The 14,814-nt window shown below is 61.1% G+C and carries 11 protein-coding genes; 5 read left to right on the top strand and 6 right to left on the bottom strand.

The genetic code is table 11. From position 1 onward, the window contains the following. The first annotated feature begins 20 nt into the window (after positions 1-20). The gene (locus TRL7639_RS07320; protein WP_085795075.1) at positions 21-665 is read left to right on the top strand and encodes an NADPH-dependent FMN reductase; all 645 of its coding nucleotides are present in this window, start codon (positions 21-23) and stop codon (positions 663-665) included. Between the two features lie 194 nt (positions 666-859). Here TRL7639_RS07320 and TRL7639_RS07315 read toward each other — a convergent pair whose 3' ends face one another. Then, the gene (locus TRL7639_RS07315) at positions 860-2,404 is read right to left on the bottom strand and encodes an arylsulfatase (protein WP_085795074.1); all 1,545 of its coding nucleotides are present in this window, start codon (positions 2,402-2,404) and stop codon (positions 860-862) included. Between the two features lie 322 nt (positions 2,405-2,726). Between TRL7639_RS07315 and cobS the strand changes: the two genes are divergently transcribed. Both cobS and cobT read left to right on the top strand, forming a co-directional pair. Beyond that, entirely contained in the window at positions 2,727-3,713 is a 987-nt protein-coding gene (gene cobS / locus TRL7639_RS07310; RefSeq protein WP_085795073.1) for a cobaltochelatase subunit CobS, read from the top strand. A 156-nt stretch (positions 3,714-3,869) separates the two neighbouring features. Then, on the top strand, positions 3,870-5,747 hold the full coding sequence (gene cobT / locus TRL7639_RS07305; protein ID WP_085795072.1) for a cobaltochelatase subunit CobT: 1,878 nt from the start codon (positions 3,870-3,872) through the stop codon (positions 5,745-5,747). A 97-nt stretch (positions 5,748-5,844) separates the two neighbouring features. On the opposite strand, the gene TRL7639_RS07300 is transcribed toward cobT, so the two are convergent. Continuing rightward, positions 5,845-6,201 (bottom strand): hypothetical protein, encoded by a 357-nt coding sequence (locus TRL7639_RS07300; RefSeq protein WP_085795071.1) that lies wholly within the window; start codon positions 6,199-6,201, stop codon positions 5,845-5,847. Positions 6,202-6,315: 114 nt separating this feature from the next. Between TRL7639_RS07300 and TRL7639_RS07295 the strand changes: the two genes are divergently transcribed. After that, positions 6,316-8,106, top strand: a complete 1,791-nt coding sequence (locus tag TRL7639_RS07295; RefSeq protein ID WP_085795070.1) for an aminopeptidase P family protein — start codon at positions 6,316-6,318, stop codon at positions 8,104-8,106. Between the two features lie 80 nt (positions 8,107-8,186). Next, entirely contained in the window at positions 8,187-8,531 is a 345-nt protein-coding gene (locus TRL7639_RS07290; protein ID WP_085795069.1) for a DUF427 domain-containing protein, read from the top strand. A gap of 506 nt (positions 8,532-9,037) precedes the next feature. On the opposite strand, the gene TRL7639_RS07285 is transcribed toward TRL7639_RS07290, so the two are convergent. From TRL7639_RS07285 to lpxC, 4 genes are all read right to left on the bottom strand, one after another. Next, positions 9,038-10,723: a chloride channel protein gene (locus TRL7639_RS07285; protein WP_085795068.1), complete on the bottom strand. Its 1,686-nt coding sequence runs from the start codon at positions 10,721-10,723 to the stop codon at positions 9,038-9,040. Between the two features lie 371 nt (positions 10,724-11,094). Then, positions 11,095-12,744 carry a DNA repair protein RecN gene (recN, locus tag TRL7639_RS07280; protein ID WP_085795067.1) on the bottom strand — a complete coding sequence of 550 codons (1,650 nt, stop codon included), beginning with the start codon at positions 12,742-12,744 and terminating at the stop codon, positions 11,095-11,097. Between the two features lie 24 nt (positions 12,745-12,768). After that, entirely contained in the window at positions 12,769-13,620 is an 852-nt protein-coding gene (locus tag TRL7639_RS07275) for an outer membrane protein assembly factor BamD (RefSeq protein ID WP_085795066.1), read from the bottom strand. A gap of 140 nt (positions 13,621-13,760) precedes the next feature. Beyond that, a complete protein-coding gene (gene lpxC, locus TRL7639_RS07270) occupies positions 13,761-14,693 on the bottom strand; it encodes a UDP-3-O-acyl-N-acetylglucosamine deacetylase (RefSeq protein ID WP_085795065.1) in 933 nt (310 codons plus the stop codon). Between the last annotated feature and the right edge of the window lie 121 nt (positions 14,694-14,814).

The following is a 14,814-nucleotide window of genomic DNA, read 5'->3' as shown; positions in this document are numbered from 1 at the left end:
AGCAGACGGGTGAAGAGAGCATGACAACCCTCGTATTCTTGGGATCCACCCGTGACAGCAGCCCGCCACGCCCCAGACGCCTGGGCGCGCGGGTGGCCACGGCCTGCGCGCGCGTGTTGACCGAGGCCGGAGCAGCCGCGGAACTGATCGACCCGCTGGACTACGACTTCGCCCGCCGCTTCAAACCTCACTTTGCTTATGCCCCGTCGCAGGTTCCGGCCGAGATGGAGGCCTTGGCGCAAAAGATCGAAGCAGCCGACAGCTATGTCATGGTCAGCCCCGAGTACAACCATTCCATGAGCCCCGCCTTGGCTGATTTGCTCAACCATTTCGGCAGCTCACTGTTTTCCTACAAACCAAGCACCATCGTGACCTATTCCGCAGGTCAATGGGGCGGTGCGCGGGCGGCAGTGAACATGCGCACCTATCTCAGCGAGCTTGGCTGTTTGCCGATCTCAGCCATGATCCACATCCCTCATGCCCAAGACGTGCTGACGCCGGACGGAAACTTTGCCGAAGACGTGGATGCAGATCGCTGGACCGGGTACTTTGGACGCAGCTTTCAGCAACTTCTGTGGTGGGCCGCAGCCGCCAAGTCGCAGCATCAGGTCGCATCACCGACCGAGGCTTTTCTGACAGCCCCCTCACAACGCAACGCGCCCTAAGTAGCCAACTCTCAACGGTCGCTGGCCAAACGCAACCCGCCGCGCGAAGCGCGGCCCGGCCCAACGGGAGGAGGTTTTTCCGCAAGGAAAAATTGACGACGGGCGGGAGCCTCCCCTGCCCTTGCATAGACCGCAAATTCGAAAAAGCGCGCCGGGGAAGCCCTGACGCGCCTTTCTTTTCATGGGCTACAGACTTAACCGCCCTGATTGCGCTGCAGGCTCTCCAGCACCTGGTCGATCGAAAAGCTCGCCGGTTTCTGGCGCGGCGGGTAGTCCTGGAACGTGGCCAGGAACTGCGCCACGAACGCCTGGGCCGGCACCAGCAGATAGGTGCGATCCAGACGCCATTTCGGATAGCCTATCGACTCGTGCTCGGCCCGCTCGAACGGATCCGAATAGAGATCGATGATCTTGGGCAACCGCAGGAACGTCAGCGGTTCCTGCCAGACATCGAACCCATGTGCCCGCTGTTCGGCAAAGACCACCTTCCACCGATTGTAGCGCAGGTTCATCAGATCTCCGCCGTCCGAGAAGTACAGAAACTCGCGCCGCGGCCCCTCTTCCGCCTCGCCCCGGAAATACGGCATGAAGTCATAACCATCCAGGTGCACCGGCTCATTGCCCTCACCAAAGGGGGCCTCGGTCAACATGCGTTCTTTCATGTCGCCATCACCAAGCGCTGACATGAAGGTCGGGAACCAATCCAGATGGCTGATGATCTGGTTCGACCGGCTGCCGGGGTCGATCACGCCGGGCCATTTGATCATCATCGGAACACGGAACCCACCTTCCCAATTGTCATTCTTCTCGCCCCGGAACGGCGTGGTGCCGCCATCGGGCCAGCTGAACACCTCGGCCCCGTTGTCGGTCGAATACATCACCACGGTGTTGTCTGCGATGCCAAGCTCATCCAGCTTGTCGAGCATCTGGCCGACCATCTTGTCATGTTCGACCATTCCGTCCGGATAGACCCCCAGACCGGTTACGCCTTCGCTCTCTTCCTTGAGGTGGGTATGAATGTGCATCCGGGTGGTGTTGTACCAAAGGAAAAACGGCTTCTCCTGCTCGGCTGCGCGGTCGATGAAGTCCAGAGCCCCGGCGGTGACCTCTTCATCAATGGTCTCCATCCGCTTGCGGGTCAGCGGCCCGGTGTCCTCGACGCTACCATCGGCCGAGGATTTAATCACGCCACGTGGACCAAATTGCTCGCGAAAGGCAGGGTCCTTGGGATAGTCCGCGTTTTCCGGCTCTTCTTCGGCGTTCAGGTGATAGAGGTTGCCAAAAAACTCATCAAATCCGTGATTTGTCGGCAGGTGCTCGTCCAGATCCCCCAGATGGTTTTTGCCATATTGGGCCGTCATGTAGCCCTTGGACTTCATGTATTCGGCGATAGTGGGGTCTTTCTCACTGATCCCCTCTTTGGCGCCGGGCAACCCAACCTTGAGCAATCCTGTGCGGAACCCCGATTGCCCGGTCACGAAAGACGCGCGCCCCGCAGTACAGGATTGCTCGCCATAGCCATGGGTGAACAACATCCCCTCTTTGGCGATCCGGTCAATGTTGGGGGTCTCATACCCCATCATACCCTGATTGTAGGCGCTGACGTTCCAGTACCCGATGTCATCGCCCCAGATGATCAGGAAATTCATCGGCTTTTCCTGGGCAAATGCGGCCCCCGTCCCTGCAAGGCCAATGGCGCCTGCCAGCAACGTCTTTCTGAAATGGCTTAGTCCAGTCATTTTTCTCCCCAAAAACAACATGTGTTGGAATTCAGGGTCGCCGGAGTAGTCATAGTATGGCGACCCGGTTCAATACGCTGAGTATAGCGCGCATCGAGTGATCGTCCCATTGTTTTCCCATGCCAGAGGCTGCTCAGGTGCGTGCCATGTCAAAACCCGGCAGATTTGGCGCAAACGACGCACACCATAAGTCCAGTTCACAACCTTTTTTCGGCACAGCTGATTGGAACGCGTGGTTCCCCTTGCCCTTGCCCCAAAGATGTTGCACCAAACGCTGGACCACGCCCCGTTGGGAGGGGCCGACAGGATAAGGACGACTGGAATGGCTGACGGGATGCTCGACATCAACGCAAAACCCACCGAAGAAATCTCGGTCCGTGAGGTGTTCGGCATCGACACCGACATGACGGTCAAAGGATTTGCGGAACGCTCGGACCGCGTGCCCGAAATCGACCACACCTACAAGTTTGACCCCGACACCACGATGGCGATCCTGGCCGGTTTCAGCCACAACCGCCGCGTCATGGTGCAGGGCTATCATGGCACAGGCAAATCGACCCACATCGAACAGGTCGCCGCGCGCCTGAACTGGCCCGCCGTGCGTGTAAACCTGGACAGCCACATCAGCCGGATCGACCTGATCGGCAAGGACGCGATCAAACTGCGCGACGGCAAGCAGGTCACCGAATTCCACGAGGGCATCCTGCCCTGGGCTTTGCGCAACCCCGTTGCCATAGTGTTCGACGAATACGATGCCGGCCGCGCTGACGTGATGTTCGTGATCCAGCGCGTTCTGGAGCATGACGGCAAGCTGACCCTGATGGACCAGAACGAGATCATCACGCCCAACCCGCATTTCCGCCTGTTTGCCACCGCAAACACCGTCGGTCTGGGCGACACCACGGGCCTTTATCACGGTACCCAGCAGATCAACCAGGCCCAGATGGACCGCTGGTCGCTGGTCTCGACGCTGAACTATCTCAGTCATGACGCCGAAACGATGATCGTCCTGTCCAAGGCGCCGCATTACAACACCGCCGATGGCCGCAAGACCGTCAGCCAGATGGTGACTGTTGCCGACCTGACCCGGACCGCCTTCATGAACGGCGACCTGTCGACCGTCATGTCACCCCGTACCGTGATCAACTGGGCCCAAAACGCCGAGATCTTCCGCGATGTGGGCTATGCCTTCCGCCTGTCGTTCCTGAACAAATGTGACGAGCTGGAGCGTCAGACCGTGGCCGAGTTCTATCAGCGCTGCTTTGACGAAGAGCTGCCCGAAAGCGCTGCAAGCACGAGCATGGGATAACCTGGCCCGGCGGTACGCCGGGCAGTGCCCGTCCGCCCCCATGGGCGGGCACTTCGTTTCCCGCCCGCGGCCGGGCACAACACGTTCTCGACCTGAGAGAAGACTGGACAACGGCTGCGCAAGACGGAATGCTTCGACCAAGGACAGCATGCGATCATGAAAAAGCCCAACGACAACCCCGCCGATCCGTTCAAAAAGGCCCTGGCCGAGGCCACCAAGGTCATGGCCGACGATCCTGAGCTGAACGTAACCTATACGGTCGATCCCTCGGGCGTGTCGGGCGACTCGATGCGGTTGCCCCAGGTCAGCCGCCGCATGTCCCGCGAAGAGGTTCTGCTAGCTCGCGGCACCGCCGACGCCCTGGCCTTGCAACGCAAGTACCACAACGCCGAAACCCACGCCCGCTATGCCCCTCCGGGCAACATGGCGCGCGATCTCTATGAGGCGATGGAAACCGCCCGGTGCGAGGCCATGGGCGCCCGCGATATGCCGGGCACTGCGTCCAACATCGACGTCAAAATCACGCATGAAGCGCTGCGCCGGGGCTATGACCAATGCACCCAGGCCGCCGATGCCCCCCTGCCCGTCGCGGCCGGCTACCTGATCCGCCATCTCGCCACCGGGCGAGAGCTGCCTGCGGCTGCGGCCAACGTCATGGACCTGTGGCGCGGCTTCATCGAGGAGCAGGCTGGCGGCACGCTGGACAACCTTCAGGACATGCTCAGCGATCAGGCCGAGTTCGCCAAATTCGCCCGCCAGGTGATCGAGGATCTGGGATACGGTGACCAGTTGGGTGATGACCCCGACGAGTTGGACGAAGACCAGGAGGATCAGGCCGAGGACGACGCTGAAGAGCAACCCGATCCCGACAGCACCGGTCAGGACGACCAGGATCAGGAAGACGCTGACGCCAACCCCGAGCAATCGCAGGAAGAGCAGCAGGACCAATCCCAGGCCCAGGTCTCGATGGACGAAATGGCCGATGAGGAGCTTGGCGAAGAGGCCGAGATGCCCGAAGGCGAGGCCCCGCTGGAGCCACCTGCACCGCAGCCCGTCTCGGATGCCGACCCCGACTATCTGGTCTATCTCTCTGAACATGATGAGGAAATCGCCGCCGAAGATCTGGCCGAGCCTGCCGAGCTGGAACGTCTGCGCGCCTATCTTGATCAGCAGCTGGAGCCGCTCAAGGGCGCAGTGAGCCGATTGGCCAACAAGCTGCAACGCCGCCTGCAGGCGCAGCAAAACCGCAGCTGGGAGTTCGACCGCGAAGAGGGCATCCTGGATGCGGGCCGTCTGGCGCGTGTTGTGGCCAACCCCACCACGCCACTGTCGTTCAAGGTGGAAAAAGACACCGAATTCCGCGACACCGTGGTGACGCTTCTGCTGGACAACTCCGGCTCGATGCGCGGCCGCCCGATCTCGATCGCAGCGATCTGTGCCGATGTTCTGGCGCGCACGCTGGAACGCTGCAACGTCAAGGTCGAGATCCTGGGCTTCACCACCCGCGCCTGGAAAGGTGGCCAAGCGCGCGAGGCGTGGTTGAACGACGGTCGCCCACAACAACCAGGCCGCCTCAATGACCTGCGTCACATCATCTACAAGGGGGCCGACTCGCCCTGGCGCCGTGCCCGTCCCAACCTGGGTCTGATGATGAAAGAGGGGCTCTTGAAGGAAAACATCGACGGCGAGGCGCTGGAATGGGCGCACCGCCGGATGATGGCGCGGCGTGAGCAGCGCAAGATCCTGATGGTGATCTCGGACGGCGCACCGGTGGATGACAGCACCCTGTCGGTCAACCCCGCCAACTATCTGGAAAAACACCTGCGCGACGTGATCGCCATGGTGGAAAAACGCAAGATGGTGGAACTGCTGGCGATCGGCATCGGCCATGACGTCACCCGCTACTACGACCGCGCGGTGACCATCACCGACGTCGAGCAATTGGCAGGCGCAATGACCGAACAACTGGCCGCCCTCTTCGACAGCGACCCCCGCGCCCGCGCCCGGGTGATGGGTATGAAACGCGCAAGCTGATCCAGAACGGTGCGGCCTTCCACTGCCGCCCCTTCTTCACCTTTTCAGAAATACCCCGGGGGAGGAGCGCAGCGACGGGGGCAGCGCCCCCTTCCCGCTATTCCAATATCTCACGAAACGCCTGATAGTCCTCGCCGTAACAGTCCGAGATCAGACCAGTCACATTTCGCGTGCTCACAACCTCTGTCCCGTCCTGGTTCAGCGTGACCTCCCAATAGGTCCGCCCGATGTAGGTGCCCCCGGGCGTGTGCGCATCCGTCACCGAACACAGGGCCGGAAGCCCGTTTTTCGCAAACACCCGCGACACGCCTGCCTGTCCCGGATTGGACGGATCACTCATGTTCTTGGCTATGGCCTCGGCCGCGGTTTGGCGGGCCCGCTCCACAAATTCCGACTGCTCCTGTGCGACGGCAGGACAGGCAAGACATAGGATCGCGGCAAGATATCGTATCATGCCACCACCTTAGCCACGTCCCAGCGATTGCCAAGACCACGCTTTCCCGTCTGGACATTTCCGCGCTGGCCCCTCACCTTTCGCCCAACCCAAGACACCACAGATGAGGCCCCCATGTTCCAGAGCTTTGAGGTCACCGCCCGTCCCGAGCAAGGCCCTCCGCGCCTTAGCGCCCTGCGCGCCGAGATCGCCAAACAGGGTCTTGATGGCTTCCTGGTGCCCCGCGCCGATGCGCATCAGGGTGAATATGTCGCGGCCCGTGATGAGCGGCTGGCCTGGCTGACCGGCTTTACCGGCTCGGCCGGGTTCTGCGTGGTGCTGGAGCAGATCGCAGGCGTTTTCATCGACGGGCGCTATCGCACCCAGGTCAAGGCGCAGGTCGCTGCGGAATACACGCCCGTCCCCTGGCCCGACATCACCCTGTCGGTCTGGCTGAAAGAACAGCTGCCAAACGGCGGCAAGGTTGGGTACGACGCCTGGCTGCATTCCGCAGGCCAGATCACGCAGGCCGAAAAAGAACTCAAGGGCTCGGGCATCGAGTTGATCCGCACCGAAAACCTGGTCGATGCAATCTGGGAGGATCAGCCTGAACCGCCGATGAACCCGGTCAAGGCCCATCCGCTTGAGTTTGCAGGGGAAAGCGCGGCTGAGAAGACGACGCGACTGGCCGCAGATCTGGCAAAAGCAGGGCATGGTTCCGCCGTGATCACCTTGCCGGATTCGATCATGTGGCTGTTAAACATTCGCGGCGCCGACATTCCGCGCAACCCGGTGGCCCATGGCTTTGCCATCCTGCACGACACCGGCGCAGTGGATCTGTTCATGGCCGCCGAAAAGCTCAAGGAACTGGGTGATCATTTCCCCGACACGGTGGCCATCCACGATCCTGCGGACTTCCTGACCGCCGTCGATACGCTTGCTGGCCAAGTCCAGGTCGACGCAGGCACCGTGCCGCAGAAGGTGGCCGACATCCTGGGTGATCGGATGGTGGATGCGGGCGATCCCTGCGCCCTGCCCAAGGCGCGCAAGAACGCCGCCGAAATCGAGGGCTCGGCCGAGGCGCATCTGCGCGACGGGGCGGCCATTGTGGAATTGCTGGCCTGGCTCGACGCGCAAGAACCCGGCTCCCTGACCGAAACGCAGGTGGTCACCGAGCTTGAAGCCCGTCGTCGCACCGACAACGCCCTGCAGGACATCAGCTTCGAGACGATCTCGGGCACCGGTCCCAATGGCGCGATCATGCACTACCGCGTGACCGAAGAAACCGACAGCACGATCCAGGACGGCCACCTGCTGGTTCTGGACAGCGGCGGGCAATATCTGGACGGCACCACCGACATCACCCGCACCATTGCAATTGGCGAGGTCGGCGACGAGGAGAAAGCCTGTTTCACCCGTGTCCTCAAAGGCATGATCGCCATGTCGATGCTGCGTTGGCCTGCTGGACTTGCGGGTCGTGACATCGAATGCGTCGCGCGCATGCCACTGTGGCTGGCCGGGCAGGATTTCAACCACGGGGTCGGGCACGGCGTTGGGGCCTACCTGAGCGTTCACGAAGGCCCGCAGCGTCTTGCGCGCACCAGCCACGTGCCGTTTGAGCCGGGCATGATCCTGTCAAACGAGCCGGGGTATTACCGCGAAGGCGCCTTTGGCATCCGCATCGAAAACCTGGTGGTGGTGCAAGAGGCGCCGGACCTGGCGACCTCGGACCGGGAACGGGCGATGCTGTCGTGGCGGACTTTGACCTTTGCCCCCATTGACCGCCGCCTGATCGTCGTGGATATGTTGTCCGCCGAAGAACGGGATTGGCTGAACGCCTATCACCGCGATGTGGCCGAAAAGATCGGCCCACGTGTGGGACCGCAGGCGCGCCAGTGGCTGGACGCCGCAACCGCGCCAGTTTGACACAAGAGGTCTGACACAAGGCTGTTACACGGGCGGGCGACAAGACCGCCCACCACTAAGACGATGGGGAAGGAGACAACATGACAGATCACATCAAGATCCGAAAACCGGGCGGCAAATGGAGCGTACGTTCCGGCGGGGCCATCCTTGGCGAAAGCAGCGAGGTGCTGGAGTTGAGCGAAGGCGACATGGATCCGGTGATCTACTTCCCCCGCAAGGACATCGCGATGGCGTTCCTGGATGTGTCCGACAAGACCACCCATTGCCCGCACAAGGGCGATGCAACCTATTTCTCGATCGTCAACCGCTCGTCCGTCACCAAGGATGCAGCCTGGTCGTACGAGGCGCCCATTGAAGCCGTGGCCCAGATCAAAGATTATCTTGCCTTCCACCTGCGCGACGGCGTGACTGTCGAACAACTATGAGGGGTATCACCCTCACTGGCCCAGCCGAGTTCAACTGAACACAAATTAAACGGGCGCATCACTTTGCTGATGCGCCCGTTTGGGTTGCACCTCAAAAATCCGGCCTGCGTTTTTCGACAATGCAAGCAGGATACAGTCGCTGGCGAGACAAATTAAATTTCAACGCAAAAGCGGCTTTCGACGCCACCCTCATGCGCATCGGAAAAGGGAAAGGAACCAGCGGTCAACCTTTCTGCGTCAGAGACCGCTCGCTGAATGCTGCCATTGAACCCGTTTCAATCTGTTCCCCTTAAGGTCTCTCCCATAAACGCCCGACCGGTTGCGTGACCCATGGTCGCGTTTGATAAAGGTGAGCCTGTTTTACCTCTTCTGGCTTAAGACGCCCCAATGGCGGGCCTAAGGCCCGCCACTCTCAATACCCAAGGCAAGCCTAAGTTCGGTCAAAGTGGACATCTGCCTAAAGCCGCTCATAGGCCAAGTCCCAATTGCCAGTGCTCGGTGTCTTCTTACGAGTGCTCTTCAGCCGCCGTGGCCGCCAACGCCCGGTTGTACGCCTTTAGCGCGTCGATGTGGAACAATGCGCCCACCAGCTTGGGCGGCAGCCCCTCCTTGTGCACGACGACCGGAACAAAGGGCACATCAGCCCGGTCAAAGTAGGGCATCGCAGCCTCGAGCGTGGCGTTGGCCTCGACACACAGCCCCTCGCCGATCATCTGCTCGCAGGCGTCAATATCGGCGCAGCGCGGGTCATCCAGCGCGCGCATCACGGTTGAACAGCGCATCATCGCCAGCAGATAGGCCTGCGGGCCTGCCGCCAGGTGGATGTTGCGGCGCTCCAGCTGCGTCAGAAAGAACGAACGGTCCACGAGGCGCGAAGCCAAGGCAGTGGACATCGATACCGACACCATCACCGCGATCCCGATCTGCCAGTCTCCGGTCAGTTCGAACACGATCAGCGTGGTGGAAATCGGTGCACCCAAAACAGCGGCTGCAACAGCCCCCATCCCGGCAAAAGCATAGAGCGTGTGGGTCCCCGACACGTCCGGCAGCAGGCCGGTGGCGATCAGGCCAAAGGCCAGCCCCGACAGCGCCCCGATCATCAGCGACGGCGAAAACACCCCGCCCCCCATGCGCCCGCCAAAGGTGATGGCCACGGCCACTGTTTTCAACACCGCAAAGATGATCGCGTTGTGCAGCAGCAGATCGCCACTCAGAGCCAGGGTCGTCGTCTCATACCCAACGCCGATGATATGTGGGAACCAGATCGCCAGCCCCCCCAGCATCGCGCCCGAAATTGCCGGACGTATCCAACGGGGAATAGTGAACTTGTCCTGAAGGTGATTGGCCAAGTCTTCGGCGAGAAAGATCGACCGCATCAGGACAACCGCGATAACACCGCACAACAGCCCCAATAGCAGGAAGGCCGGCAGCTCGACATAAAACTTGAGCGATCCGGGTGTGTTGAGCACAAACTCGGTGACGTCGCCGAACTCTAGACGGTTGATCACCGTTCCCGCCACAGCCGCAATCACGATGGGTGCAAAGGCGTGAACTGCAAAGTGGCGCAGGACAACTTCAAGCGCAAAGAGCGCCCCGGCAATTGGGGCGTTGAAGCTGGCTGAAACGGCGGCGGCCACCGCGCAACCCAATAGATCGCGCCCGGTGATCCCGTCTGCGTGGATCCTGTCGCTGACCCAGGTCGACACCACGCCCGCCATATGCACCACTGGCCCCTCGCGTCCCGTTGAGCCGCCTGAGCTGAGCGTGATGAGCGAGGCGAACATCGAGGCGATCCCGGCCTTCTTTTCAACCCGCCCGTCGGTGATGGCAGCCCCTTCGATCACATCTGCAACCGAGCGAACCCGGCCGTCCTCGGTAAAATTATGCAGGATGATGCCAACGATCAGACCGCCAGCGATAGGAATCAACAGTACCCAGTACCACGGCAGTTGCTCGGCAAAGCTGTGCAGGAACTGCACATCTTCGGTCCCATAAAGCGCGGCTTGGAGCGCGTTGATCCCCTTGCGAAAGAAAAGCGCTGCAAAACCGGCGACAATGCCGATTGCAAGCGCGATGAACCAGAACTGGATCTGGCTCGGGCCACGATGGCGCATCACACGCCAGCCGTCCTTGATGGCAGCTGTGGCCTGTCGCAACTGCTGCTGCAGAAGTGTTCGGGTAGATGGGGTCATGCGTGACCTCAGGTCGTCATTTAACCCTGTGTAGGACACTCAAGGTTAACAGAAAAGCCGAATTCCCGCAGGAAGTCGCCGGAAAGGCGTCATAGTTTTCGATATACTACCCAAGAGCCAATTTTGTCTGGTGACATCGTTACGCTTGGAAACGGGGGCACTCCCGCCCGTCGTCAACGCCCCTGCCGGGGCATCTCCTCCCGTTGGGCCGGGCCTCGCTACGCTCGGCGGTTGGCGCTTTTAAAGAAACAAGCGCGCTGAACGCAACCGCGCCGACCCGGTAGGCGAGGCGCCCGGCCCAAGGCCGCTCGCTGAGCTGACGCAGTCAGGTTGGCGCGGGCGCGGGAGTGCCTCCCCCTCACCTTGCGCAATCAAGATGTCAGCAGCGCCTTGGCCGCGGCGCGTGCTTCTTGAGTGATTGTGTCCCCCGCAACCATGCGCGCAATCTCGTCCACGCGCTCGTCCCGAGACAAGGGCACCACGGTCGACAAGGTGACGTCGTTCTGCACCTGCTTCTGCACACGCCAATGGTGTTGCCCTTGCGCCGCTACCTGCGGTGAATGGGTCACGACCAGCACCTGGCCACCATCAGCAAGTGAGGCCAGGCGTCGCCCAACGGCATCTGCCGTAGCCCCCCCAACCCCGCGGTCGATCTCATCAAAGATCATCGTCCGGGCGCTGTCATCGCCGGTCAGGCAGACCTTGAGCGCCAGCAGAAAGCGACTGAGTTCCCCGCCCGAAGCAATCTTGTTGAGCGGCCCCGCAGGCGCACCGGGGTTCGTGGCGACTGTAAAGGCCACCGCATCACGACCCTCGGGCCCTGCCTCACCTTCAGTGATCTTGGTCTCGAAAACTGCGCGTTCCATCTTGAGCGGCGCCAACTCGCCCATCACTGCCGCATCCAAACGCCCGGCGGCCTCTGTCCGCGCCTCTGTCAACGCTGCCGCCGCAACGTCAAAAGCTGCTTCTGCCGCCGCCAAATCTGCCTTCTGCTGTTCCAGGTCCGCATCCCCGGCCTCGAGCGCGTTCAGCTTGCCGCGCAGGGTGTCCGCGTAATCGCCCAGTTCATCCGGCAAGACATCGTGTTTGCGGGCCAAAGCCCGGATCGCAAACAGGCGCTCCTCGGCAGCCTCCAACTCTGACGGATTGAACTCCAACGCGTTCAGACAGGTTTCGACGCCGTTTTGCGCCTCACCCAGCTCGATCATCGCGCGACCAAGCGCTGCAATCGGCTCTTCAAGCTGCCCACCGGCCTCGGCTGTGACGCCTTCCAGCCACCTCAGCGCATCACCCATGGCACCCTCGGCCCCTTCACCGCTCAGCAGAGCAAAGGCCCGCGCCACGTCATCCCTGATCTTCTCTGCACCCTGCATCAGCCGACGGCGCGCATCCAGATCGGCATCCTCACCTGGCATGGGATCCAATTGATCCAGTTCAGCCACAGCGTGGCGCAGGAATTCTTCTTCGGCGCGCACCGCGTCCAGCGCGGCCTGGGTGGCCTCAACCGTCTTGCGCGCCTTGGCCGCCTGTGTCCAAGCCGCCCGCACCTCTGCCAACCGGCCATCAAGGCGAGCAAAAGCGTCCAACATGGCCCTGTGTCCGCGAGGGTTCAGCAAACCTCGGTCGTCATGCTGTCCGTGCAGCTCAATCAGCGTTTCAGATAGTGCACGCAGCACTTCGCCTGAACAACGCCTGTCATTGACCCAAGCCGTCTTTCGACCATCCGCCAGGTTCACGCGACGCAGGATCAGCTCTTGGCCACCCGGCAAACCGGCCTCTGCCAGAATGTCATGCGCGGGATGCCCATCGGGCAAGTCGAATTCGGCAACCACTTCGCCCTGCTCGGCGCCTTGACGCACCAATTCGGCCCGTCCCCGCCACCCCAGAACAAACCCCAACGAATCCAGCAGGATAGACTTGCCGGCACCAGTTTCGCCGGTCAGCACGTTGAGCCCCGGTTGGAACGCAAGCTCCAGCCGGTCAATGATCAACATGTCACGGATATCAAGTGCGCGCAGCATGGTTCGGTCCCGTCACAGCGGGCTTTACAGCCATTCGCCCTTGATCGATTGACGATAGATCTGGCTCAGCCAGTTGTTGCCACGATCTTTGAGCTTCAGCCCGGCAGCCGTCAACAGCGTGTAGCTGCTCTCGTACCATTCGGACGAGCGATAGTTGTAGCCCAGAATAGCGCCTGCGGTCTGCGCTTCGTTTATCAGACCCAGCGAAAGATATGCCTCGACCAGACGATGCAGCGCCTCTGCGGTGTGGGTGGTCGTCTGGAAATCCTCGACCACAACGCGGAACCGGTTGATGGCCGCAGTGTAGTGATCGCGACGCAGGTAGTAGCGCCCGATTTCCATCTCCTTGGCAGCGAGATGATCAAAGGCCAGGTCAAACTTCAGAATCGCCGAGGTGGCATATTCGCTGTCGGGGTAGACCTCGATCACGGTGCGCAGTGCCTGCAGCGCCTGGAACGTCAGGCCCTGGTCGCGTCCAACCTCGTCGATCTGGTCATAGTAGCTCAGCGCCAAAAGATACTGCGCATAGGCCGCGTCTTCGTCTGCTGGATAAAAGTCGATGTAGCGCTGCGCGGCAGCCCGGCTTTCGGGATAGTCTTTGCCTGAATGATAGGCAAAGGCCTGCATGATCAAGGCGCGCTTGGCCCAGTTGGAATAGGGATAAAGACGTTCGATTTCCGAGAAATACCAGGCCGCATCTTCGGTACGTGACTGCGCCAGTTCAAACTCGCCGCGCTCAAAGATCTGCTCGGGCCCGAACCCGTCCAAATCTTGACTGCGATCTGCTGCCCCTCGCCCGCCGATCCCACAAGAGGCCAGAAAAGCCGTAAGAAGAAGTGCACCAACAACCCTGGCCCCCACCTTGCCGCCGATCATACTCGCTCATCCTTGTCGTCTTGCCGTGTCGGTTCCCCCGACTGAGCTTCGGTCTAGCACATTAATTTCCGCTGCAAAACGCCTTAACGACTTGTTGAGAAAAAGAGCCGTGATCAGAGGGCGGAACCGGAAGGGGTCTTTCAGGCGACCTGGGGAATTTCAGCCCAGATCAGGCCTTGACCGGGCAAACGCTCGGCAGTTTCGGCGTCGCACAGAACCGGGCGCACAGCACCGGGTGTCGCAAAAAGCTTGCGCAGCAGAGTGTTGGTCAAAGAGTGACCAGCGCGTTCACCGACATAGTGACCCAGCAGAGGGCCACCGGCCAGATAGAGATCGCCAAGCGCGTCCAGCATCTTGTGGCGCACGGCCTCGTCTGCGTGACGGAAGCCACCGGGGCTCAGGACGTCGTCGCCGTCCACGACCACCGCATTTTCCAGTGTACCACCCAGGGCCAGACCGTTTTCATGCATCGCATCGACATCTGCCTGACGGCAGAAGGTGCGACTGTCGCTCAACTCGCGGGCAAAAGTGCCGTTGCGCATGTCCAGCGTCTTGCTCTGACGGCCGATTGCGGGGTCGGCAAAGTCGATGTGAAATTCGATTTCCAAACGGTTCGACGGCAGCAGTGTCGCCTTTGCGCCGTCCTTTTCTACGGTGACGGGCTTGAGAACCTCATAGGCCAGAACCGGAGCGGCCTGCTGACGCACGCCCTTGGCCATGATGCCGCGTACAAACTCGACCGACGAGCCGTCCATGATCGGCACTTCGGGTCCGTCAATTTCAATCAGCGCGTTGTGGATGCCACAACCGGCCAGGGCTGCCATGATGTGTTCGATCGTTGAAAGCGTCACGCCTGCACCATTCACCAGCTTGGTGCACAGCGGCGTGCGCTCGACCAGATCGTAGATTGCCGGGATCATTGCATCGCCCACCTCGATATCGGTCCGCTTGAACCAGATACCGTGCCCTGCTGCCGCGGGCTTGAGAACCATTTTGACAGGGGCGCCGCCGTGCAGGCCAACACCCTTGAAGGTTACCGAGGTTTTGAGCGTATTTTGCAAACCGTGCCTCATCGAGCAGCTTCCAGCGTCCCCATGCGCTGTGTTGATCCTGAGGTAAGGGAGGCACGGCTCAGGCTCAACTCAATCTTTGTAACCGAATGAAACATCATTGTAACAGATAGGCGAAACCCTG

Origin of the sequence: Falsiruegeria litorea R37, from assembly GCF_900172225.1 — a bacterium.
Lineage (GTDB): Bacteria > Pseudomonadota > Alphaproteobacteria > Rhodobacterales > Rhodobacteraceae > Falsiruegeria > Falsiruegeria litorea.
Note: the sequence above shows the minus strand (reverse complement) of the source record. Positions and strands in the feature narration are given on the sequence as shown.